Annotated in this window: 22 protein-coding genes, 1 tRNA gene and 1 riboswitch; of the genes, 3 read left to right on the plus strand and 20 right to left on the minus strand. The window is 51.1% G+C overall.

Annotated elements, in window-relative coordinates:
* Nucleotides 1-6: 6 nt before the first annotated feature.
* A protein-coding gene (gene prfB, locus AB1N33_RS08575) for a peptide chain release factor 2 (RefSeq protein WP_411271128.1) occupies nucleotides 7-1,105 on the minus strand; the annotation gives its coding sequence in 2 pieces (ribosomal slippage) (nucleotides 7-1,029 and nucleotides 1,031-1,105; 1,098 coding nt in all).
* A 338-nt stretch (nucleotides 1,106-1,443) separates the two neighbouring features.
* Between prfB and AB1N33_RS08580 the strand changes: the two genes are divergently transcribed.
* Nucleotides 1,444-2,109, plus strand: coding sequence for a PEP-CTERM sorting domain-containing protein (locus tag AB1N33_RS08580; RefSeq protein ID WP_411271129.1), 666 nt, complete (start codon nucleotides 1,444-1,446; stop codon nucleotides 2,107-2,109).
* A gap of 93 nt (nucleotides 2,110-2,202) precedes the next feature.
* Here the strand turns inward: AB1N33_RS08580 and AB1N33_RS08585 are convergent, their stop codons facing one another.
* The 10 genes from AB1N33_RS08585 to AB1N33_RS08630 all read right to left on the minus strand — a co-directional run bounded on the left by AB1N33_RS08585 (nucleotide 2,203) and on the right by AB1N33_RS08630 (nucleotide 11,300).
* Nucleotides 2,203-2,778, minus strand: a complete 576-nt coding sequence (locus AB1N33_RS08585; RefSeq protein WP_411271130.1) for an NADPH-dependent FMN reductase — start codon at nucleotides 2,776-2,778, stop codon at nucleotides 2,203-2,205.
* Nucleotides 2,779-2,869: 91 nt separating this feature from the next.
* Nucleotides 2,870-4,600 (minus strand): arginine--tRNA ligase, encoded by a 1,731-nt coding sequence (gene argS, locus AB1N33_RS08590; protein WP_411271131.1) that lies wholly within the window; start codon nucleotides 4,598-4,600, stop codon nucleotides 2,870-2,872.
* Nucleotides 4,601-4,611: 11 nt separating this feature from the next.
* Nucleotides 4,612-6,192: a peptide chain release factor 3 gene (gene prfC / locus AB1N33_RS08595; protein ID WP_411271132.1), complete on the minus strand. Its 1,581-nt coding sequence runs from the start codon at nucleotides 6,190-6,192 to the stop codon at nucleotides 4,612-4,614.
* A 222-nt stretch (nucleotides 6,193-6,414) separates the two neighbouring features.
* Entirely contained in the window at nucleotides 6,415-6,861 is a 447-nt protein-coding gene (rimI, locus tag AB1N33_RS08600; RefSeq protein ID WP_411271133.1) for a ribosomal protein S18-alanine N-acetyltransferase, read from the minus strand.
* On the minus strand, nucleotides 6,858-7,304 hold the full coding sequence (locus tag AB1N33_RS08605) for a hypothetical protein (RefSeq protein ID WP_411271134.1): 447 nt from the start codon (nucleotides 7,302-7,304) through the stop codon (nucleotides 6,858-6,860). Before AB1N33_RS08605 ends, rimI begins: the two co-directional genes overlap by 4 nt.
* Before the next feature lie 54 nt (nucleotides 7,305-7,358).
* Nucleotides 7,359-7,435, minus strand: a tRNA-Trp gene (locus AB1N33_RS08610).
* 102 nt (nucleotides 7,436-7,537) lie between these two features.
* Entirely contained in the window at nucleotides 7,538-8,347 is an 810-nt protein-coding gene (locus AB1N33_RS08615; protein WP_411271135.1) for a phosphotransferase, read from the minus strand.
* Nucleotides 8,304-8,945: a nicotinamide riboside transporter PnuC gene (gene pnuC, locus AB1N33_RS08620; protein ID WP_411271136.1), complete on the minus strand. Its 642-nt coding sequence runs from the start codon at nucleotides 8,943-8,945 to the stop codon at nucleotides 8,304-8,306. Before pnuC ends, AB1N33_RS08615 begins: the two co-directional genes overlap by 44 nt.
* A gap of 6 nt (nucleotides 8,946-8,951) precedes the next feature.
* Nucleotides 8,952-9,206 (minus strand): YkoF family thiamine/hydroxymethylpyrimidine-binding protein, encoded by a 255-nt coding sequence (locus AB1N33_RS08625; protein ID WP_411271137.1) that lies wholly within the window; start codon nucleotides 9,204-9,206, stop codon nucleotides 8,952-8,954.
* A gap of 9 nt (nucleotides 9,207-9,215) precedes the next feature.
* Nucleotides 9,216-11,300, minus strand: a complete 2,085-nt coding sequence (locus AB1N33_RS08630; RefSeq protein WP_411271138.1) for a TonB-dependent receptor — start codon at nucleotides 11,298-11,300, stop codon at nucleotides 9,216-9,218.
* A 56-nt stretch (nucleotides 11,301-11,356) separates the two neighbouring features.
* Nucleotides 11,357-11,457: riboswitch (TPP riboswitch) on the minus strand.
* A 303-nt stretch (nucleotides 11,458-11,760) separates the two neighbouring features.
* On the opposite strand from AB1N33_RS08630, the gene AB1N33_RS08635 reads away from it, so the two are divergent.
* Complete coding sequence (locus AB1N33_RS08635; protein WP_411271139.1) at nucleotides 11,761-13,548, plus strand: helix-turn-helix domain-containing protein; 1,788 nt, start codon at nucleotides 11,761-11,763, stop codon at nucleotides 13,546-13,548.
* Nucleotides 13,549-13,560: 12 nt separating this feature from the next.
* Here the strand turns inward: AB1N33_RS08635 and AB1N33_RS08640 are convergent, their stop codons facing one another.
* Entirely contained in the window at nucleotides 13,561-13,986 is a 426-nt protein-coding gene (locus AB1N33_RS08640; protein ID WP_411271140.1) for an acyl-CoA thioesterase, read from the minus strand.
* A 60-nt stretch (nucleotides 13,987-14,046) separates the two neighbouring features.
* Between AB1N33_RS08640 and AB1N33_RS08645 the strand changes: the two genes are divergently transcribed.
* Complete coding sequence (locus AB1N33_RS08645; RefSeq protein WP_411271141.1) at nucleotides 14,047-16,098, plus strand: GNAT family N-acetyltransferase; 2,052 nt, start codon at nucleotides 14,047-14,049, stop codon at nucleotides 16,096-16,098.
* 44 nt (nucleotides 16,099-16,142) lie between these two features.
* On the opposite strand, the gene AB1N33_RS08650 is transcribed toward AB1N33_RS08645, so the two are convergent.
* From AB1N33_RS08650 to AB1N33_RS08685, 8 genes are all read right to left on the minus strand, one after another.
* Complete coding sequence (locus AB1N33_RS08650; RefSeq protein ID WP_411271142.1) at nucleotides 16,143-17,411, minus strand: tetratricopeptide repeat protein; 1,269 nt, start codon at nucleotides 17,409-17,411, stop codon at nucleotides 16,143-16,145.
* The gene (locus tag AB1N33_RS08655; protein WP_411271143.1) at nucleotides 17,411-18,022 is read right to left on the minus strand and encodes an energy transducer TonB; all 612 of its coding nucleotides are present in this window, start codon (nucleotides 18,020-18,022) and stop codon (nucleotides 17,411-17,413) included. Before AB1N33_RS08655 ends, AB1N33_RS08650 begins: the two co-directional genes overlap by 1 nt.
* Nucleotide 18,023: 1 nt before the next feature.
* The gene (locus AB1N33_RS08660; protein ID WP_411271144.1) at nucleotides 18,024-18,422 is read right to left on the minus strand and encodes an ExbD/TolR family protein; all 399 of its coding nucleotides are present in this window, start codon (nucleotides 18,420-18,422) and stop codon (nucleotides 18,024-18,026) included.
* Between the two features lie 11 nt (nucleotides 18,423-18,433).
* On the minus strand, nucleotides 18,434-18,958 hold the full coding sequence (locus AB1N33_RS08665; RefSeq protein ID WP_411271145.1) for a MotA/TolQ/ExbB proton channel family protein: 525 nt from the start codon (nucleotides 18,956-18,958) through the stop codon (nucleotides 18,434-18,436).
* A gap of 1 nt (nucleotide 18,959) precedes the next feature.
* A complete protein-coding gene (locus AB1N33_RS08670; protein ID WP_411271146.1) occupies nucleotides 18,960-20,318 on the minus strand; it encodes a MotA/TolQ/ExbB proton channel family protein in 1,359 nt (452 codons plus the stop codon).
* 6 nt (nucleotides 20,319-20,324) lie between these two features.
* Complete coding sequence (locus AB1N33_RS08675; protein ID WP_411271147.1) at nucleotides 20,325-21,086, minus strand: DUF3450 domain-containing protein; 762 nt, start codon at nucleotides 21,084-21,086, stop codon at nucleotides 20,325-20,327.
* A gap of 291 nt (nucleotides 21,087-21,377) precedes the next feature.
* Entirely contained in the window at nucleotides 21,378-23,150 is a 1,773-nt protein-coding gene (locus AB1N33_RS08680; protein ID WP_411271148.1) for a putative 2OG-Fe(II) oxygenase, read from the minus strand.
* Nucleotides 23,151-23,301: 151 nt separating this feature from the next.
* The coding region (locus AB1N33_RS08685) for an integrase core domain-containing protein (RefSeq protein ID WP_411271149.1) at nucleotides 23,302-23,629 on the minus strand (328 nt) is incomplete at its 5' end.

Genomic DNA, 23,629 nt, shown 5'->3' on the forward strand with positions numbered 1-23,629 from the left:
AAAAAGTTAAAGTCCGGATTTCAGGCTGGCTTCGATAAACCGGTCCAGATCACCATCCAGTACCGCCTGCGTATTGCGGGTTTCGACGCCGGTGCGCAGATCTTTGATACGCGAATCATCCAGCACGTAAGATCGGATCTGGCTACCCCAGCCGATATCTGATTTATTGTCTTCCATGGCCTGTTTTTCGGCATGCTGCTTTTGCAGTTCCAGCTCGTACAGCTTCGCTTTAAGCTGCTTCATGGCCTGGTCTTTGTTCTTGTGCTGGGAACGATCGTTCTGGCACTGCACAACTACACCCGTGGGTTCGTGGGTAATACGCACCGCAGAGTCCGTCCGGTTTACGTGCTGACCGCCAGCCCCTGAAGCACGGTAGGTATCAATACGCAAATCTGCCGGATTAATTTCAATATCAATATCATCGTCAACTTCAGGATAAACAAACGCTGACGAAAACGACGTATGACGGCGGTTGCCCGAGTCAAACGGCGACTTTCTGACCAGGCGGTGCACGCCGGTTTCTGTGCGAAGCCAGCCGAATGCATACTCGCCTTCAATCCTTACCGTGGCACTTTTAATGCCGGCAACATCACCGTCAGACACTTCAATCAGCTCGGTTTTGAAGCCATGCGCCTCGCCCCAGCGCAGATACATACGCAGCAGCATATTAGCCCAGTCCTGCGCTTCTGTACCGCCAGACCCGGCCTGAATATCGATATAACAGTTACTGGCATCATTAGGGCCCGAGAACATGCGGCGGAACTCCAGCTTTTCCAGCTGCGCAGTCAGGCTTTCCAGTTCAGACTTTGCTTCCTCAAAGGTTTCTTCGTCTTCCGCTTCTACCGCCAGTTCCAGCAGCCCTTCAACGTCTTCAGCACCCTGTTCAAGGGTCTGGATGGTGTCGACGATCTGTTCCAGCGCTACCTTTTCTTTACCCAGCGCCTGCGCCCGCTCCGGTTCATTCCAGACATCGGGAGACTCAAGTTCGCGGTTTACTTCTTCGAGACGTTCTGACTTCTGATCGAAGTCAAAGATACCCCCTGAGCGCATCAGTGCGCTCGCGGATGTCTTGTATTGCATGTTTAACAGGATTTACTTCAAACATAGTCCGCTTTGATGATTAATGGATAAGACCGCGGATGGTAACGAATTTAGCCCATTTTTGATAGGTATTCGATGAGAAAAGTACTGGGTTTATTGGCATCCGGTCTTATTCGCTATTAACTGTCTCAAGCCTGACAGAAAGACAAAAAGCCTGAATTTGAACTTTTCATTTACCGCATCGATTGTTTACAGCAAGTAGAGAATCAAGCGCAATGCACTGTCAGATTTATTTACACCCACTTATTTGAAGAATAATTTTAACCATACAAATCAATAATCTCTTTATTTTGGCATAGCTATTGCCTAACTAAAATTATCTTAAGTAGGTTGGGTAGTAACATGAAAAAATATTTATTGTTAGTTATTGGTGTTTTGACAAGTTTCGTCTCTAACGCAGCATTTATCCCATTTGGCGTACAGAACGACGTCGATGTCGATACGGTGCTCAATACGTGGGGCTGGGAAATTGTTTACAGGAATGATTACGGTGCGGATGGATTTGGGGCTGGAACATCACTATCAGCGGTATTCTCAGGATTAGACTCAGATGATTACGTGATGTTTGCCGCTCTTCGCGATGGTTCCACAAAATTTGAGGTCCTTGGTGCCGGACTGTTCGGTCTTGTTACGAGTGTTACTGCAACGAATGCAACAAACCTGGTAAACGGGGTTAATTGGTATTACAACAGCTTATCAATGGGATTCGCGGGTGCGGGAGATCTCATCAGACAAAGCTCTGCCGATATAAATGGGCTCTCTGAAAGAGACCGTTTGAGCTGGCACACTACGTCAGCAAGTGGACGTAATGGTGGTATTGCACCAGACGCAATGTGGGGGGGATGGAGAGCAGGTAGCTACACCAGCCTCAACGGTTCAACTGAATGGGATAAGGTAGTACTTCGATATATTGGCGAATCTCGTGATGTTCCGGAGCCTGCGTCATGGGCCATGCTTGCTTTGGCACTTTTTTCATTTGGTTATCAGAGAAGAAAGTTTTTAAAATAACAAAGAGAGCATTACATTAGTAAAGTCGATCAGACTCTTACATCATTGAATAACCCGGCAAATGCCGGGTTATCTTTTATTACTTAACCGTTATCAGGTTGCGGAAATTTTGCTCGCCATCACCGCCGTGTCGCGACCAAGCGCCTTGAGCTGTTTAATGGTTTTTTCATCGGTAATAACCCCATTATCGTCCATCAGGCTGTCGACTTTCGCGACGGCGCGCTGAGCCGGCAGTACCATGGTACCCAGATTTTCCAGCAACATACGTAATACCACCAGCACACGCAGGCCGCCTAACCCGCCAGCCGAAGCAGCCATAATGCCGGCCACTTTTCCTTTGTATGCCTGCAGTGGTGTCTCACCGTCCGCTTTGCGTGACGCCCAGTCAATGGCATTTTTTAACAACGCCGGATAGCTGGAGTTGTATTCGGGCGACGCAATCAGAAAACCGTCATGGGCTATCAGCAGCTCTTTGAACGCCTGCGCGTTCTTGTGGATACCCTTCGCTGCCTCCTCATCTTCGTTGAAGATGGGCATCTCATAATCCGCCAGGTTGATTACGGTTACTTCGGCGCCAGCTTCCCGGGCTCCTTCTGCAGCAACCTCAAGAATAGCCTGGTTAAATGAGCCTTTGCGGGTACTTCCGGCAAACGCGAGCAGTTTCGTCATCGTCACTTCCTTCTTTTGTTTTCGTCGTTACGGTGCTTATACGAAAAAGGCAGTGAATTGCTCACTGCCTTTCTCATTATCACAGAGATGATTACATTTTTTCGAGCGTTTCAATGCCCAGCAGAGTCAGGCCCTGCTCAAGGGTACGGGACACCAGGGCAGACAGCGCAAGCCGGCTGTGTTTAACCTTATCTTCCGTACCGGGCTTGAGGATGGGACAGGCTTCATAGAAGCTCATAAATGCGCTGGCCACATCATACAGGTAGGTACACAGAACATGCGGTGTAGCGTCGCGGGATACGGTGCCAACCACCTCTTCAAATTGCATCAGCAGCACGGCCAGATGATGTTCCTGCTTTTCTGTCAGGGTAATATCGTGAGGCAATGTATCCAGGCCGATACCGGCTTTGCGGAACAGACTCTGCACGCGGGTAAACGCATACTGGAGATACGGCGCCGTATTGCCTTCGAAACTCAGCATGCTGTCCCAGTTAAACATGTAGTCGGTTGTCCGGTTTTTACTGAGATCGGCGTATTTCACCGCGCCAATACCGACTTTTCGGGCAACCTCTGACAGTTCCTCCTGACTGAGATCAGTGTCACGTTTGGCCATCAGACCGGCCGCACGCTCTACCGCTTCGTCAAGCAGCTCCACCAGCTTCACTGTGCCACCGGTACGGGTTTTAAACGGCTTTCCGTCACTGCCCAGCATCATGCCGAACGGACAGTGCTCATAGGTTTGTTCCGGCTTCATGAAGCCCGCTTTACGACCCACAATTTCAGTTTGTTTAAAATGGTAGGCCTGGCGCGCGTCAGTCAGAATCAGGGTACGATCCGCGTTCAGGGTGCCGGAGCGATAGCGCATGGCGGCTAAGTCGGTGGTCGAATAAAGATAGCCACCACCTGATTTTTGTACGATGTACACCGCCGGGTTGCCCTCTTTGTCAGCCAGCTCAGGAATAAACACCACCTGTGCGCCCTGATCCTCAACCGCAATGCCCTTCTCTTTCAGCTCAGACACCACATTTGCCAGGTCATCGTTATACGCTGACTCACCCATGATATCGTCACGGGTCAGGCTGACATTCAGTTTTTCATACACTTCTTCTGAGTGCTGAATAGAAATGTCGATAAACTTTTCCCACAGCGCCAGACACTGGGGATCGCCACCCTGCAGTTTTACTACGTAATCGCGCGCGCGATCGGCAAACCCGTCTTCTTCGTCGAAGCGCACCTTGGCTTCACGGTAAAACACTTCAAGATCGGACAACGCGGTTTCGGCGACTTCCTGCTCCAGTTTGTCAGACAGGTGCGCCAGCAGCATACCGAACTGGGTTCCCCAGTCACCCATGTGGTTCTGTCTTATCACCTTGTGACCGAGGAATTCGAGCACTTTAACCACGGCATCACCAATGATCGTGGTGCGCAGGTGGCCAACGTGCATTTCTTTCGCCAGATTGGGGGATGAATAATCGACCACCACCGTTTGTTGCGGCGCCTTCGCCACCCCAAGACGAGGATCATGGAGTGCCAGTTCACACTGGTTTGCCAGCCAGGCATCCGACAGATGAATGTTGATAAAACCGGGACCCGCAATCTCCAGCTTGTCAGCGACATCGGACAAATTCACGTTATCCAGGATGGTCTGAGCAATGTCACGCGGCTTTTGTTTCAGTTGCTTGGCCAGTGCCATCGCACCGTTAAACTGGTACTCACCAAATTCAGGACGGGCGCTGCGAGCGACCGGTACAGGGGCATTTTCTACGCCCATTTTCTCGAGCGCTTCACTGAAGCGATTAACTAGTAATGCATGTATGTTCATAGCGTCGTGTCTTAGTGTTCGCGTGTTTGCAAAAACTCAATATCAGGATAACGTTCCTGTGCGAGCTGCAGATTAACCATCGTTGGCGCGATGTAGGTCAGGTTGTCGCCACCATCCAGCGCCAGATTCTGCTCAGCCTTGCGGCGAAACTCATCCAGCTTTTTATCGTCTTTAGCATATACCCAGCGGGCGGTACTCACATTGACATGCTCATACAACGCATCGACATTGTATTCGGCTTTAAGCCGGGCCACCACAACGTCAAACTGCAGTACACCGACCGCGCCGACGATAAGGTCGTTGTTTGCAAGCGGGCGGAAAACCTGAACCGCGCCTTCTTCCGATAACTGAATAAGCCCTTTCAGCAACTGCTTCTGTTTCAGCGGATCTTTTAAGCGGATACGTTTAAACAACTCTGGCGCAAAGTTAGGAATACCGGTGAACCGGTAGCCTTCACCCGAGGTAAACGTGTCTCCAATCCGAATGGTACCGTGGTTATGTAACCCGATGATATCGCCGGCGTAGGCTTCCTCAAGCAAAGAACGATCACCCGCCAGGAAGGTCAGCGCGTCAGATATCCGAATATCCTTGCCAATGCGCGAGTGATGCATTTTCATGCCTTTCTCATATTTGCCGGAGACAATGCGGCAAAACGCAATACGGTCCCGGTGTTTGGGATCCATGTTGGCCTGAATCTTAAACACAAACCCGCTGAAGCCATTGTGATCAGCCTCAATGCGGCCATCTTCGGTTTCGCGGCCCTGCGGCGCAGGCGCCCACTCCACCAGACCATCCAGCATATGGTCGACACCAAAGTTGCCTAACGCTGTACCAAAATACACCGGCGTCAGTTGCCCGGTGATGAACAGTTCATGGTCAAACTCGTTCGATGCGCCCATCACCAGTTCCAGTTCATCACGTAACTGGCTGGCCAGGTCCTCACCGACCGCAGCATCCAGCTCAGGATTATCCAGCCCTTTGACGATGCGGACTTCCTGAATCGTATGACCCAGGCCGGTTTTATACAGAATCGTTTCATCACGATGGAGGTGATACACCCCTTTGAAGCTTTTACCACAGCCGATTGGCCAGGTGATCGGTGCACACAGAATATCCAGCTCGGTTTCCACTTCATCAAGCAGTTCCATAGGATCGCGGATATCCCGGTCGAGCTTGTTCATGAAGGTAATAATGGGCGTGTCACGCAAACGCGTCACTTCCATCAGCTTACGGGTACGGTCTTCTACCCCTTTCGCGGCATCAATCACCATCAGGCACGAGTCAACCGCGGTCAGCGTACGATACGTGTCTTCTGAAAAGTCTTCGTGTCCCGGTGTATCCAACAGGTTCACCAGGTTATCACGGTAGGGAAACTGCATCACCGAGGTGGTCACCGAGATACCACGTTCCTTTTCCATTTCCATCCAGTCTGACTTCGCATGCTGCCCCGATTTTTTACCTTTTACGGTACCGGCGGTCTGCAACGCACGACCGAACAACAGCACTTTCTCAGTGATGGTCGTTTTACCCGCATCCGGGTGGCTGATAATGGCGAAGGTACGCCGTTTGGCGATTTCCTCTGAATATGACATGCCGCGAAATTATCCTGGTGACTTCAAGGGCGCGAATTGTACCCGCTTAGGCCGCGAATTTGAATGCCTGCGACCGCTTTACACCTGAATTAAGTGCAGGCTTCGTAACAACCTGTTGAGACGATCGTCAGCGCCACTTCGCGCGCCGTTGGTAAAAGAAGGAAAATAAGCCCTGATAAAAAACGCTGACAGCCCTCTGCAAGGCCTCTGTTCGGTGGGAAATTAAATAAAGCACCGTCGCATAATACGGGCATCCTCTTTACCGCCATCAGCAAGAGGGTAATAATTTTTACGGATTTCTATGGTGTCGAACCCTGCGTTCTCATACAGGGTAATAGCCGCTGTATTGCCTGCCCTGACTTCCAGCCACAGGCTGCTCATCTGGTTTTCACGGCTTCGGGCAATAACAGCGTTTAACAGCTGGTTGCCGATGCCCTGACGGCGGTAATCCGGTGATACCGCGATATCCATCAGCGTCGCTTCGTCGGCGACTTCCAGCACCAGCGCATAGCCAGCCAGGGTGTTATCCTGACAGGCAGCCAGCCCGTAGTACGGCACGTGCAGACAGTCCGTGAAGGTTGTCCACGCCCACGGCTTTACATGTACCTGCTGATGAATGGCATAGGCGGCTTTAACGTCGTCCCCGGTCAGATCAGTACAGCGGATCATGTGCCGGATGTCGTCAGTAATACCCATAGCGCACGTTTTTGCGACGGCGTCATTTTTGCCGGCTCGCACGGCAACACCAGTCGCTGACCGTCTATATGTAAGCCACTACCTACAGCATAATCGTTGATGCTGCCGACGGTGCTGTAGCCAACAGCGCGCTCTATATCTTTGAAAATTTCAGCCTGCCTGGCGTCAGCAGAAAGTGGCATGACGATAGGTGTTGGCGGGTTGTCTGCTTTAGCGGGTTTGTCTGCGGTGGCGGTTTTATCACCAAGCTGTTTGCGCAGCGCAGCAAGATGCGCGGTCTTGTCCTGGACGGGTTTAGTGACCGTTGTGGCTGGCTCATTGGGTTGTGGTGAGGTACTTTGGCCCTGTGTATCCTGTCTGACCCAGACCGGGATACCCATTTCCTGAAGTACAGCATGTTGGAATTTCGACAGCAAACCTGAGACCTGAAAAGCGTGTTTGACTGAAGTGTATATGAATACCAGAGAGAATGGCAGGGGTGGAGGGACTCGAACCCCCAACCATCGGTTTTGGAGACCGCTGTTCTACCAATTCGAACTACACCCCTAATGCGCTCGGCATTATACGTATGCCGTTACAAAGGTAAAGGTTTTTTATCCATTTCAGCACCGTCTGATGAGTTTCTCGCCAGTGACGCTGCTTTTTTACACTACAGTACCACGGGCGGAGACAACGCCTGTGAAGCAGAAGCGTCAAGGGCGGACTGCCACAGTTCGTTGGTCAGAGCGACGATATCAGACTGCACCGCGAGCGCTCTGGTGACCTGGTGCAGGGGCAGTCCGGCCTGTTCAGCGTAGTAAAAACACAGGCGTTCCGATTGCCTCTCCGACAAGTCGTTGATCATCACACAGCTTGCCAAATCGAAAAAGCGGTTACCCATAGCCGAATATTCCCAATCAACGACAATATGATGCTGCTGGTCAATAATATGTCCGTAGGACAAATCATTGTGGCACAACACCAGGTCGTTGGTGGATGACTGCGATGCGCGTAACCTCGGCCTGAGCTGGTCAGCCTGTTTTACCAAAGCAGACGCTGCGTCAAGTCCGGCAACCTCGATATAATGCTCCCACCTTGCCTCAAGGTTTAACGGGCGGGCCGTGACCGGCTGGTTATGGATATGAGCCAACACACTCGCCAGTGTATAAACCACATCGGTTTCAACAGGGACGCACGCGGTGTTCACCCACACCTCAACCCACAGCCTGCCATCATCACTCAGCCATACCGGACGTGGTGCCATGCCGCGTCGGGCAAGCTGTTCCTGCAACACGAACTGGTGGAAGCGATCGATTCCGCTGAACGTATCTTCTCCAACCCACTTTACCGCGAATGCCTGCTGCGCATCATAAAGTTTGAACACACTGTTGACGGTACCTGAGGCCTGGGACTCCAGCGTGACCGGCTCCTGCAGATTAAGCCTGTCTTTGAGCAGCGTGATGATTGATCTCGGATCCATGGTCCTGTTTCCATTGTTGACGCCACCTTACGAAGCCATACACCGAAAACACCACATAGCAGGCAAAAAGGCACGCTGTCAGCACCAGTCCGGTCTGCCAGTACAGATAGACCGATGCGAGATTAATGAAAAACCAGTATAGCCAGTTTTCCAATACTTTATGCGCCACCATAAAGGTGGTCACCATACTTAGCAAGTGGATACTCGCATCCAGCTGTAAATGGTCGCTGCTAAACTGAGAGGCAGCAATACCCGATACGCCCCACGCCAGCAACAGCGCTAACGGCACAATCACACCGTGCCGTCGCCACGACCAGCTGACAATGCGTCGCGATGGCGTGTTTGTGTTCCCGTGCCACTGGAAGTAGCCATATACCGCCATGACCATATAAAACAGGTTAAGCGCGGACTGAAAAGGCAGGGTCACCTGCCAGAACAACCAGGTATACAATGCTGTACTGACAAAGGCACACAGCCAGCACCACGGATTTTCAATGGCCGCCAGCCAGACATAAGCTAACGCCAGCACGACTGCAGCCCACTCAGGCAAGGAGGTTGCCATTATCTGAGACCAGAATACTGACGTCAGCTCTGCCATCGTCGGTTATCCCTGTTGCATTTTGTCAAAGTTCAGAAACTTCGCGACAAAAACCGCCTGACCGACTTCTTCATGTGTTCGCTGCATCTCCTCGCCCAGGATACGCACGACGGTGGCATAGTCACCACTGACCTGAGTGCTGGTTGATGACGTCGACACCGTAATACCTTCATAGCAATGCAGACGCTCAATAAAGGTTTTTATCGGTCCGATGTACTGTTCGGTTAGCGGATAGAGCGATAATTCTGCCATCACATTCATGATGCTCTCCTAAAATTCATAGCGCACGGTGATGCCGGTCTGACGTCCGTCGCCTGTCTGATAGTACGGTTCGTCGAACGCATAGGCATCACGTGGATCATTACTGAACCCGCCAAACCCCCGGGTATAGTAGGTCCGATCAAAGGCATTACGGATCCAGAGCGTCGCAACCCAGTTTTCGTTAACCCACTCAAGCTGTGTATTCACCAGGGTCGCCGATGGCGCCATCACATTATGGCCGTCAGAGAACAGGTAGCGGTCTTTATAATCGACATCCAGTCGCCAGTACCAGTGGTCACTCAGCGCAAGCTCGCCGAACAGATTGGCAGTCACATTGGGCGCCTGAGCGGCATCGCGTTTCTGCACCTCGGTACCATCCGCTGCGGTATACCCTTCAAACGTGGCATCCAGATAGCCAATGGCCGCATTCAGTCGCAAGCTGTCGGTCGCCTGCCAGCTCAGCTCAAGCTCAGCCCCCTGGTTAATGCCGCGGTCCGCGTTGTCGATAATGTCGATGAACTCCACACTGCCATTGTCGCGGCTAAGCACATCAAAGTCGCTGACCTGCGTATCCGTCCTGTCCATGTAAAACAGCGCTGCCCGCATCATGAGATCAGGGCTGAACAGCGCGCCTTTGACACCCAGTTCATAGTTCCAGTTGTATTCTTCATCGAAGAATCGGCTCGCTTCGGAGACCCGCTGATCGGGGTTAAAACCTGCACCTTTATAACCTCGCGATACGCTGGCATACCACAGGCGGGCTGCAGTCTGATAGTTCACAGCAAACTTACCCCCAACCATCGTGGTGTCGCGGGAGCGGTCCAGACCGTTGTTGTCATCATAACGAAAGTCATAACTCTCCAGGCGCAATCCGGCATCAATGCTCAGGCGCTCGGTGAGTCGGGTTGTGGTAATTGCATAGGCAGCGCGGGTATCAGGGCGATAGGTACTGGCAAAGTCAGCCGGTGAATACGTGTACTGGCGCAGCAGATCTTCTTCGCTGGTTTTGTAAAGTGCACCGATGAGCCAGTCCATCTTCCCTCCAAACAGGGCCGACGCATCGTTACTGCTGAAGCGGATCTCACCAATCTGGGTTGATATATCACGATAGTACGCATCAAATGACGTGTAACCAAGCGGATGGAAACCGGTATAGGTCCAGTCTTCATCGTATCCATACCCAATCGAGTGCGCTGCATGGGAAGCAATGACGGTCAGATCACCGCCGTCCGTATGGGTAATCGTTTTCAGGCTGACGGCATGGATCCGGTGACGGTCAAAGCCCGGTTGATCGGACAGGGTCTCACGGGTGTTGTCGAGTGAGAAGGCGTCGTAGCCATTATCGATGTCGTAAAAGCGATAGTTAAGATAAAGCGTTGTGTTAGTGTCAGCCTGTCCCTTCACTGCCAGTCTGACAGCAGATTCATCCTGCCCGTTGGTGTCGTCACGATTCAGATAGCTATTGTGCATGAAGCCGTCACTTTGATTGTGCATAAACGCGACGCGGTAATCCCAGTTTTCAGTGACTGCGTCGCCATGTGCTCCCTCGAGCCTCACGCTGTTCTGTGTCGCTACCCGTCCCTCAAGGTAGCTGGGCCCCCCTTCACCGGGCGCGTAACTGCTTAACTTGATTGCGCCAGCCAGCGCCCCAGTACCGAACAGGGTAGCCTGAGGTCCGCGAAAGACTTCAAGCTGACGGGTGTCAAACATGAGCGCAGCGGCGGCCAGTCCGGAAAAGTCAAAGTCATCGACTAGAAAGCTCACGGACGGATTCACAGGCTCAGCAAACTGACTTCGCTCGCCAATGCCCCGGATCTGAATAAAGCGACCGCGTGATGCCCCTGTTGACACGTTCACATTGGGCGCAATACCAAGGGCACTGTCAATATGCGTTCCTTGTCTGGTCAGCAGGCGCGTTGTGTTAATGACCGTTGCACTGGCGCTAAGCTGGTCAAGTGCACTTTGACGGAAATCACCGGTGACGGTAATTTTCTCGATGTCGGAAGTATCGGTTTGTGCCTGTGTTGCCCGGGCCTGTGCAACGGCTCCCAGTGCAATGGCACACAGCGACAGAGTAAAAGGTGTTTTGTTCATGAGGATCTCTTGTTCTGTAAAGAAAAAAGATCCGGGATTACGGCAGGTGATAATACTGTCTTGTCAGAAACCATCCCTACGCCGGTATTATCCGGATCAGGTAAAAGGGTTCCCACAATGTGGATCTCAGCCGGAAAAGGCACCCCTTGGTAACACAGCGACGTGACGTAACGTCTGACTGTGTGAGCAGAAGTCTACCAGTAAGCTGAGTGAGGTCAAGCAACATTGCCAGACTGAAAAGAAAAACGCCCGCAGTTTGACAGGGCGGGCGTTTTCAGATGCGAATGACCAATTCGCGTCAATGTGGGGTAAAGTGTACGCTGCATTACCGCCACAAAACAGGACAGTTTCTGATTGTTTTGGGTGAGTTTTTGACTTGGCTTATCAAATTAACAAGACTGCTGTTATGCTTAACGTTAGCTACGCAGTGTAAGTCAGTTGCACGGGAAGGTGTGAATCAGTGCTGCAACACATCGAAAAACGACATGATCATATCTGGCCTGCGGTTTTGCGGGCGCTGTTAAGCCTGCGCAGAGATGTGGGCCTGGTGCAGCCTTGCGACCAGGACGCAATAACCTTTTTAGGTCATCGCGCTGATGCTGACTTAAACCCCGGAGAATGTCTTCGTCATATTGATGCGCTTGTCACCCATGCGCCAACCGACGTCATCGGGACATCACTTATTGGCTATCTCAACCTGAGCCGGATGGGCGGACTGGTGGTTGCCATGCTGAGTAGTGCAACCATTGATGATGCCATCGCGCTGCTGCAGGAACATGCCGATTATTTTTTTGATTACCAGTGCAATATTATTACCGAAGAGCAGAATGGCGAGCTTAACCTGTCCTGGCAAAGTCACTTGCCAGCGCTTGCTGCGTCACTTTACGTGTATGTGTTACTGGCGATTTTCCGCCACCTCGCCGGGCGTCAGTTTGATTATATCCGCGTCACCCTGCCATCCCCCGGGTACACTATCCTCGCGCCGATATCGAATGCGCAGATAATCCCGGGGACCCAGCCGTCACTGACCTTTTTGTCAAAATGGAATCATGCCCGTTCGTTTCAGCATAATCCAACGTTGCTGGCTGCAGTCAGGCAAACCCTGATGCCAACCGGTAAACAACCCTTACTGCGCCGCATGATGACGCTGTTCGAGTCAACCCGCCACCCCGCCCGTCTGCGCATTCAGCATGTCGCCGAAGCTCTCGGTCTGACAGAGTCAGCGCTGAGAAAGCAGCTAAAACAGGACGGTTTGTCTTTCAGCCTCAGCCTCAAGCGCTACGTGCATGAACTGGCATCGCAGCAACTGCTCGCGCAAATGAAAACAGATGATATCGCTGAACAGCTCGGGTTTGCCGATCGTCGTTCCTTTGACCGCAGTTTTAAGGAATTCACAGGGGTGAGCCCCGGACAGTTCCGGCAAATGGGCAACCGCATGCGCTTCCAGCGCGCAAATACCTCATTGGATAACATTGTCAGCTCACTTCCGCCGCTTCCTGAAACCGTCAGGGCAATACTGGCGCTGGATGACAAACAGATGCAGGTACCTGGTGTGGTAGCGCTGGTACAAAAAGATCCTATTTTCTATGCGCATCTCATGGGCAAAGCCAGCCGTGCCACATTCGGTAAGAAACCCGCCAGTCTGTCCGAGGCCATCAGCCGCAATATTGGACTGGCCAATATTAAACATCTGGCGGTGATGTACACCGCGCAACAGCAGTTGTCCCGACAAAGCCGGTTCGGTGATGTGAGTGAACTGACGGACGCCATGCTGTTATCAGAAAAAGTTTATCAGTTGCTGGTAAAAGAGGTGCCTGCGGATACCCGGCCTGAATGCGAACAACAGCTGGTATTATTTGGCCTGTTGTCGCTGTTACTGATTTTTCACACAGACAGCGTCTATGCCGACAGTGCATTGTATCACTGGCAGACCGAGCATGACTTTGCGGGTTTCCAACGACGACTGCATGCAGAAACCGGCATCTGCCTGTACGGCGCAACATCGCTGATGCTGTTAAAGTGGGGGTTTGCCGGCGACGTGAATAAACAGTTGTGGCAGCTTTGTGAACATGACGATCAGCAAACACAGCATGCGCTCTATCAGATCAAACTGAGTCATGATATTGCCATGACGCTGCTCTTTCCGAAAGCTGACGAGCCCGGTCGACAACAATGGTGTCAGCACGTGGAAAACGACGCACTTAGCCAGCAAATCATGGCACTACTGGCTAAGTGGCAATCGCAATGACCGGCGCAGCGGCTATTTATCTTCCAGAATAAGATTCAGTTTGCGAATTTCGTCTTCGGTTTGCTGAACCAGACTCTCCAGTGTTTTTCCGTGTGCGACCGGCTGACGGGTAACCGGATCGACTTTCACAAAAACAATATCATCGGCCAGACAGATAGTCTTCTTGGTCGCTTTGTTGCGAACCAGACAGGTGACAGTGATCGACGTGCGGCCAACCGCTTTCGTCTCAAGTCCGAATTCAACAATGTCTCCCTGCATTGCAGGAGATTCAAAGGTGATTTCGCCAATATGCTTGGTCACCAGACAATTGGTTTCCAGCTGGCAAATTGCATAAATGGCAGACTCTTCATCAATCCATTCCAGTGCTCTTCCACCAAACAAAGAATTGGCATAATTCAGGTCATTGGGCATGACCAGACGGCGGGAAAGAAAACGCATTCGTATTCCTTATGGTTAGTCGTTACTATTGTTGGCCAATTATAACGGATTTGGATACAAATGGCGTATAGCGAGGTTGTGGACTGGGTTCTGGCTGGTCTGGCACCGCCACGAGAAGCACTGCACCGGCAAATGTTGCTTATCAGTGGCGACATGACAGCGTGCGTGTCACGTATTGAAAAGGTTGTCAATGCACTGCCTGACGACTGTGATACAGGCTGGCTGGGTTTCGACGACGCCCTGCCGGGGACGGTAGTGCCGATCTCCCAATATAAAGCGTTGCTCGGACGGGAATTTGACGTGGTGGTATACAACGGCTTTTTGCCATTACGCCCGAGTGCGTTACTGGCGCTGGCCGGCACGCTTCGACGCGGCGGCCGGATGGTTGTACTGTGCCCTCCGCTGGCTGCCTGGCCGGGCGAACCGGCAACACTCGATACACACTTCGTTTCCTACGGTTTTTCACTAAAACAAAGCACCTTTCTGCGCCGTCTGACAACGATACTGAGATCACGAGTCGGTAACGACATCGCGCTATGGACGCATGACACACTGACACTTCCCTATTGTACTGCCACTGCCGCGACACATGAGGCAGTGCCGCCGTTTGCAACCGATGATCAGTATCTGGCTTACCAGACCCTGGTTCCGATACTGGGTGACGCTCATTTTGCGGTGCTGCTAACCGCACCACGGGGACGAGGAAAATCAGCGTTACTCGGAATGGTAGCGGCGCTGCTGACGAAACAGGGCCACAACGTTAGCCTGACAAGCCCATTAAGGAAAAACTGTGAACGCGTCGCTTCTCACTATACTCTCGCATGTGACGTCAGTGACATCGGGTCTCATAAGGGCAAACTTACCTGGTATGCGCCAGATAATCCTGCCCTGCAGAACGCATCCGACACCATTCTGATGATTGATGAGGCTGCCAGCCTTCCTCTTCCCTTACTAAAACGCCTTATTGCCGGTAGGACGCGGGTGATACTCAGCACCACAACAATGGGCTATGAGGGCAGCGGCCAGGGTTTCCTGCATCGATTCAGGCCATGGCTCGCGGCACGGCTGCCAGTCACGTCGCTGTCATTAACGTCGCCGATCCGCTATGCACAACACGATCCAATCGACCGGCTTCTGGAGACGGCACTGTTGATCACAGGAACGGACTTTACTGCCGAAAACACCGTTCAGAATGCAAAGCTTACCTGGCATATGCTGTCGTTCTCAGCGCTACCAGAGCCCGTCTACCGGCAGGTCATACAGCTGTTATCGCTGGCGCACTATCAAACCACACCAGACGATATTCTGAGAATAACGGATGCACCAGACGCACAATTGTTAATTGGAATGCATGACTACCAGGTTGTCGTTGCCTGCGTCATTAACACAGAGGGTGGCGAACGACTCGGCAAGGTCGCATCAGATATTGCCTGCGGACGACGCCGTGTTAAAGGACACCTGGGTGCACAGCGCATCACTTTGTTCAGTACCCATGCTGATACTGCAACACTGACTTACTGGCGTGTTAACCGTATTGCTGTCTCTCCCGCCTGTCAGCAGCAGGGCATTGGTACACAGGCACTGAAAAAGCTCTGCGAGTTCGGATTGGAAAGCCGTATTGATGCGATTCTCAGTTCATTTGGCGCAACCGACCGACTGCTGCATTTTTGGCTGAATAACGGCTATTCACGACTCAATACCGGGCTTAAACCAGACAAAGCAAGTGGTGAGCGCAGTGCGTTAGTCGGTTACCCGCTGAGTCATCGTGCGCAGGACATGTGGACGGAACTGACAATGCTGGGCGAACTTGATGAGTACTGGGCAACATGGGATGAACCTGCCTTTACCCGTTACCTCACTGCCGGACTGAAGGACATTGCACAGCGCAGGCTTGAACAGTTCGCCGCCGGAACACGAAGTTACGACCAGTTAAGGTTTGCCTGGCGTTACTTTCTTTCCACCTACCCCACTACAGAAGAAATGCGAGCGTTGCCGTTGACGACTTATCGCACCTTATCAGCACTCACCAATGAATTAAAACTGTCAGGCAAAGCACAGACACTGCAGCAATTAAAAGACTGGGTTCAGAAGTCTCTGATTAGCGCTCAATAAGACGAAAGAGGGCAATAAAAAAGCCTCCCGAAGGAGGCTTTTGATTAGATTTGGATGCCGCGATTTTTCGCTTTTTCCTTGATGTACGGTTCCCATGCCACCGCATTACGGCGCACAGCGCGATCTTTCTTCGCTTCCTGTACATGACGGTACGCTTCTTTGAAGTTGCCGGCATAGAAATTCGCTTCCATCAGAGAGAAGTGAATTGTACCAACATCTTCGGCACCGCGGTCAAGCGCAGCCTGAAGCGCTTTAATAGCACCTTTATAATCTTCGGCTACCAGAAGCAGAGTACCTTGCTTGCGATAATGATCAGGATCTGAAGACTTCGCCGCAGCTTTACCGTAAAAGTTTGCTGCAGTTTTGTAGTTCTTCGCCTGATGGTACGCATTCGCAATACTCGCCATCATTTCTGCATTGTCTTCAAGCAGACCTGATTCTACGTGCTTCTCAAGTACCTTGGCTGCACGCCATGGCATGCCATTGGTTGCATACAGCTGACTGAAGTTTTTAATTTCATTTGCCTTTTCAAGGAAGCCCTGGCTATACGCCAGTTCAAACGTTGATAAGGCTTTTTTGTAATCTTCAACCAGCATGTAGAACAGACCAAGCTGGGTCCACCAACGGCCCGTTTCGGGGAAATGGGTGACCAGTTCCTCAGCAACCTTTACCGTCTCAGGATACATCTTACGCTCATAGTAAGACGTCAGCTTAAGTACATACGGGTTTTTATCAGGCTTGTTCGCTGCCATGTTGAGCGCGATAGCTTTATCAGCCGGCTCAATAATTTTTGGCAACTGCTTGGACTCGTAATAAGCCTGAGCCAGACGGGTATAAATAGTGGCGTCTTCCTTACAGGTAAACTCCATCCATTTTTTATACCACTCAATAGCATCCAGGTACTTCTCTTCCTGCATACTCAAATCAGCAATCAGCTTCAGTGTCCCGGCATGCTCAGTATCGTTAAGTACCTTAGGCTGTACGGCTTCTTTAAGATAACCCAGTGCTTTCATGCCATCACCCTCACGGGCAGCAAGCAGGTTACCAATAAACCGGCCTACATAGGCTTTATCGAAGTCATCCGAAGGATCGATATCGTAGAGGATCTCTAACGCTTCATCGACCTTGTCTTCATTATACGCTTCGAATGCGCGCTGAACTTTCTTACCTGTACGCTCGCCAACAAGCTGTGTTTTGCCCTTCTCATAGCCAGGGCACTGGACCGCCGCGACCTGGGCCATGGCTGGCGCTGACAGCGCCGCACCAAGTCCCATCACCAAAGCAATCGCTGAAAGTTTGAACGTTTTCATCATCACTGCTCCAGTTTAAAGTCTAGCTGTACAAACATGTTGGGTTGTCTGACTGCTTTACCGTCAACAATTTTAGGCTTGTATTTCCACTTACGAAGCGCACGACGCGCTTCACGGTCAAATACTCGCTTAGGTTCAGCATCGATGATTTCAATATCCTCAACACCGCCTACTTCGTTGATAGTAAACTGCAGTCTTACCCAACCTTCCAGACCGTCTCGGGCCGCTTCTGGCGGATATTTTGGATCGATACGTACGATAGGCGTTGCCTCACCGTCGCGTTCCATCGCGCCAACCGCACCAATGTTCACGCCCACACCACCGGTATCAACCTGTGGAATGGCCATGCTGAAGCCACTGGCATCAGGTTCGGCGGCTTCCGGCTCAACAGGCTGCATTTTCGGCGGCTGCTGAGGCGGAGGCGGAGGTGGAGGCGGCGTACGGGTACGTGTTTGCGTGTCCGTATCCGGCTCCTGCATTACGATATCGATAACAGGCGCTTCAGGCACCTCGTCTGCCGGTCTTGAGGAGTTCTCAATCAGCTTCGCCATCAAGACGAACAAGGCAAACGCGACGCCGGCACCTAACAATATAGATACGATAAAACGTGCCATCTTAACCCCTTGCTGCTACCGAAACGCGATTAACGCCAGCTGCTTTAACCTGATCCATGATTTCAACAACCAGACCATGCTTCGCTTTCACGTCGGCCTGGATAATCACGTAATCGGTAGGCTGCTCGGTCAGCAGTCGCTCTATATTAGCTCTAACGCTGTCCGGAGATACTTCACGTTTATCCAGCCATACATTGCCATCTTCGGTGATGGCAATGAAAATGTTGGCATTCTTGTGAAGGACCGCCTGGCTCGCATCTGGCTTATTAACTTCAATCCCCGCTTCCTTAACGAAAACGGTGGTAACGATAAAGAAGATAAGCATGATGAACACGATGTCGAGCATCGGGGTCATATCAATCTGCGCGTCTTCTTCCTCGGTTCTGACTTTTCGAGCCATAATCTCTCTCTCTAATGATGTGGCAGGCTATCAACTAGCCCTTCTCTTGCCAGCTTCACCTTCGCTTCGAGACGTGAACTGATAAACAGTCCGGACAGGGCCGCAACCATTCCCGCCATTGTCGGGATTGTTGCCATAGAGATACCAGCTGCCATCAGACGGGCATTACTGGTTCCCTGTGTTGCCATTGTCTCGAAAACACTAATCATACCGGTTACTGTTCCCAACAGTCCGATTAACGGACACATTGCGATCAGCGTGCGAATGATCAGCATTCTTGCGTTAAGGTCATCTGACGCCTGAGAAATCCACGCATCACGGATTCTATGCGCATACCATGAAGTGGTATCTGCCCGCGCGTCCCAATTCTGAATAATGTTTTGCTTCACCTTTGGGAAGACGGACGTTAAATACCAATAACGCTCAATCATTAACATCCACATGAGAAAGAGCGCGGCAGCAACGAAGTAAAGTACGTCACCGCCGGTAGCGATAAAGTCCCTGACCGATTCGAATAATCCAATCAGGTAATTCATATTACGCTTTCTCCGACTCTGAGTGCGCTGCGACGATACCCGCAGTTTGCTCATCGAGAATGTGGATGATGGACTTGCTACGTGACGCCACGATGCTGTGTGTCAGGATTAGCGGCAGAGCTGCAATAATACCCTGAGCTGTTGTCACAAGTGCCATAGAGATACTTCCTGCCATCATACGAGGGTCACCAGTACCGAACAGTGTGATGGTTTGGAAGGTCGCGATCATACCGAGTACTGTACCCAACAGACCAAGCAGTGGGGCAATAGCGGCAAAGATTTTGATTACGTTGATACCACTCTCGATAGACGGCAGTTCGCGCAGAATTGCTTCGTCCAGTTTCAGCTCGAGGTTTTCAGCATCAGCGCTTTTGTTTTCCTGGTACACTTTCAGGATACGACCCAGAGCATTGCCTTCAGACGGGTTGCCCGGATTCTTAAGCTGCGCACGAATTTTGCTGCCAGCCAGTGTCAGTGTAATCAGCTTGTAAAGACCAATCAGCAGACCTACGCCAAGCATCAGCGTGATGGTGTAACCAACATAACCACCCGCGTGATAACGCTCAGACCACGTCGCTTTTTGCTTCAGCAGACCCAGGATAGCGCCCTGTGAAGGGTCAGTGTAGAAAGCAACCATGCCAGATTGCGCTTCGAACAGCTCTTCAGCAGTCGCAACCAGGTGACCGTCAGGCTGACGACCCAGAGGCTGTACAACCTTGTTTTCTGAGTCATAGGTCAGGTAACCGTCTTTACCGATCAGGTTGAACGTACCAACACGCACAACTTCCTGTTCAGACGTACCACCATCAAGGTTAACTACCTGAGTAGAGAAGCGTACTACTTCACCACCTTCAGTCATTTCTTTCTGCAGTGCGAACCACAGGTCTTCCAGTTCTTTAATGTTTGGCAGCCCTTTAGACTCTTCAGACATTTCAGCCAGGAAGTCACCACGGCCAGGATACTGAGCACTTACAATAGACGTAGAAACACGACCGTATGCTTCAGATGCTGCCTGACGAACCACACCGAACATTTCACCCAGTGTACCGGTTGCCTGGTCCAGCTCCGCTGCTTTCTCATTCAGCGTTGTTTCGTTTTGAGAGAACTGGTTCTGAAGACGGTCACCGCGGTCCTGCTCTGCTTTCAGGTCTGCCTGCGCTTTACGCAGCAGTGCCTGTTTGTCAGCACGGGCAGAACGGAATTCAGCTTCACGCTGTTCGTTGATGCGAGCTTCAGATACGCGATTCTTCTGAACCTGCTCTAACAGATCCTGCAGGCTCTTTGCTTCCTGAGCCTGCGCTCCGGTTGCTACTACCGCCAGTGTTGCAGCGGCTAAAAGAGATTTGAATACTGGTTTCATCTACACTTACTCCGCTGCATTAATTGGTAGTTTAATCAGGTCGGCAGGAATAACGTTATTCGCCATTTTCACTGCGTCAACAACTGATGCCAGGTACTCATCACCCAGCTCTTCCCATGCACGGGTATCATTGTTCCACACCCAGGCTGCGCTCTGATCCAGAGACAATGCCAGCAGTGCAGTACGGCCGAGGTTAAAGAAGTCTACAGTAACTTCAGTACCGCCAGCGTTGATCGTACCCTGATAAGAGTTGATCTTCGTGCCATACTCAACTTCAACCAGATACGCTTCAATAACCTGACGGAACTGTTCAGAAACAGTAACGTTCGAGTTAGACATCAGGTCGCGCAGACGCTCTACACGCTCCAGACGCTCTTCCAGGTGAATTGGACGATCCAGCTTGATGAACTGTTCCAGCGCATCAATCATGCGGAACATCAGTGGCACAATGCCCTGCTTGGTTTGTTCAATGCTGTCGATCTGGCGCTGAAGAGAATCAATGCTACGCTGCTGGTCTGCTACCAGGCTAGCAATATAGTCGTTGTAGACCTTCAGGTTTTCTGTTTCATCGACTACCTGACGGTACTCAACCAGAAGTTCCTGAGACTGCTCGAACAGTGCGTCGATCTTTTCCTGAGTTTTCGCTGCAGCAGCATGAATCTTCGCTTCTTCTTGATGAAGTTTGTCAAGCGTATCTGCAGAGACTGCGCTACCTGTTAGTGCGAACGCACCCATAACAGTAGAAGCAATAAGAGTTCTCTTGCTCATATTGGACATAGTTCCCAACCAATTTTCTTATTTGAATCCTCGCCGACATGAAACAACGGGCAAGGGGCGTAATGTATTCTTTAGACAGATATAGCGGACTTACGGAGCACCTTCGGCAACCGCTATTCAGCCACAATAGTCACACGTTTACCTTATCTGAGTCAAGATTCACATAGACAAGTGTACACCATACGACCAATTCATCGGGTGCATACGTATTCAGACTGGTTTTAGACCATTTTAGCAAGGAAAGCTATCGATCGCGCCAGCCGGTGGGATAATTACCCGGTTTTATCGGATAAGTACATCAAATGCGATCGTCATTCTGGACGCCCCGCTCTCTATGGGATTCGTGCCATGCCATGTGTAGGAAGGAAACAGAACCAGTTTCCCTGGCACAGGTTTTACCTCCATTTCTGGCGAAATATCAGCAGCATGGTTTAACCACGGCATGCCAAAATGCAGCCAGCCGGGTTTTTGTGTTTGTTCCTCAACGCAGTCAGGTACGACCAGATAAATGACACCACTCAAATGCGCTTTTGAGTGGTAGTGACTATTGTGATAGCCCTGCCCGTTTAACAGGACGGACCAGGAGCCGGTAAAATAAATGTCGCCCGGATGTTCTTCCGGCAGGCCCGTTCGCTCTCTCAGTCCGGTTGAGTCATCATTCAGGTATTCTCGCACCTTGTCGCGAATAAACGCTTCAACCCACTCAAGGGCAGGCGTTTGCGCCGGAAACAAATGCCCACGGGTCTGGCTTCCGCCATTAACACTCTGATTCAGCGGCGCGTGCTTTGCGGTGTGAAGGACTTTGGCTTCGCTGACAACGTCATCCAGACTGTATGCTAATCTGTCGGTTTCAAGCTGGAATTCACGGATAAGATGGCGTTCCAGCGTCGGCGCATGCTGAAGACGACGACAGGTGTTTAACGTCGCTTTGGCGATATTTTGTTCGCGCAGCGCCATCGGCTGGTGTAGTAACTCTGTCAGCAGCAACTCGGCATCAGCGTAGCGTCCGACACCGATGAGCGCATTGGCTTTCTCGATAACCACATCAGGGCCTGGTTGCGTTACTGTTTCCAGCATCGCATACGCATCCAGCGCGGCGTTATAGTCTCCGTTTAAGGTAAGCAGTTTTGACCTGAAGTAAGCGTATGCAGCCTTATCAATGTGCGCCTGATGTTTTTCGAGTAGTTCAAGCGCGCTGTCGTAGTATGTTGCCTGCATTAGCAGATTCAGCAGTACAAACAGCGACCGAGGATACGCCTGGCGCTGTTCAACCATTTCTACAACAGAGTCGCCATAACCGTCAGTTTCACCAAGCTCCCAGTTGATATTGTGGTAATTAATGTGGCTGTCAAAATACTGTGGATTAAGTGACATCGCCGCTTTGAAGTATTCGCGCGCAGTGCTCAAATCCCCCATATCGGAATATGCATTGCCCAGGTTATGCTTAATCGCAAAATGTGTTATCGCGTTGTCCAGCCTGGCTAATATTGCAATCGCGTCTTTCGGACGCCCCATCAGACGAAGCGTGATGGCTTTGTCCATTAACAGCGTGTTGCTTGTTGCTTTATTTAATGCTTCGTCAGTGACCGTCAATGCTTCACGGTAGAACTGGCGCTCCCTTAGCCAGTCAGCGCACTGTTTCATTACAGTATCGGATAACGTGTTATCCGTGCAGATTCGTTGCAGCAACGTTGCATGTGCACTGTGCTTACCGTGTTGTAACAACACCGATACCACGCCATGATCTGCTCCTGTGAGCGAGGTTAATTTTGCTGAGAGTTGAGCGGCCTTATTAAGCCCTGCCATGACCTGCCCTGACTTAGACGTTACTGCGACAAGATCATTTAACATGCCAGTGGTTCCATGGCGCTTTTCAAAGCAGTCCGACAGGCGCGCGAACGCGTCGGTTAACTTTCCGCTGTTAACCTGACAATGAAACGCCATCCGAATGGCATCTTCCGAATACTTAACGTTTTCAGGCAACGCAGACAATGCGTGTAATGCGTCGGTCCAGGCATGTTGCTGATAGAGAGAAAAACAGTGTTGCAGTGACATAGGAAATTCATTTACCTGCGCACGCAGGTATCAACATTATTACTGGGCACTATATCAGTGTCGACAGAAAAGCTTCAAGGTTGTGCAGTGTAAGCGGGCGGTTTATTTGATGTGGTGACTAGTCCTGATATAAGTTGACACTTATTTCAGTTTAAAGCGCCCGGTGAACTTCATCGGGCGTTTTGTATTTTAGGGCCAGATGCGGCCTTTTCTCATTATAAATCGCGACAGACTCAGCAACCATAATTGTAGCCTGGTCTATATTCTCAGGTTTGATGAGTAACAGTTCATTTTTAAGTATGCCATTTACCCTTTCTGCTTTAGCGTTCTGGTAACAGTCATACCCATCGGTCATTGAACACCTGACGCCATGCTTTTCATGCAATGACTGGTAGTAACCTGAGCAGTACTGTACGCCTCTGTCAGAATGATGAATCAGCGCTGCTTTTGACTTCCGTTGCTTTAACGCCGACTGGTAT

It is taken from the genome of Alteromonas nitratireducens (genome assembly GCF_040812025.1).
Taxonomy (GTDB): Bacteria; Pseudomonadota; Gammaproteobacteria; order Enterobacterales; family Alteromonadaceae; genus Alteromonas; species Alteromonas nitratireducens.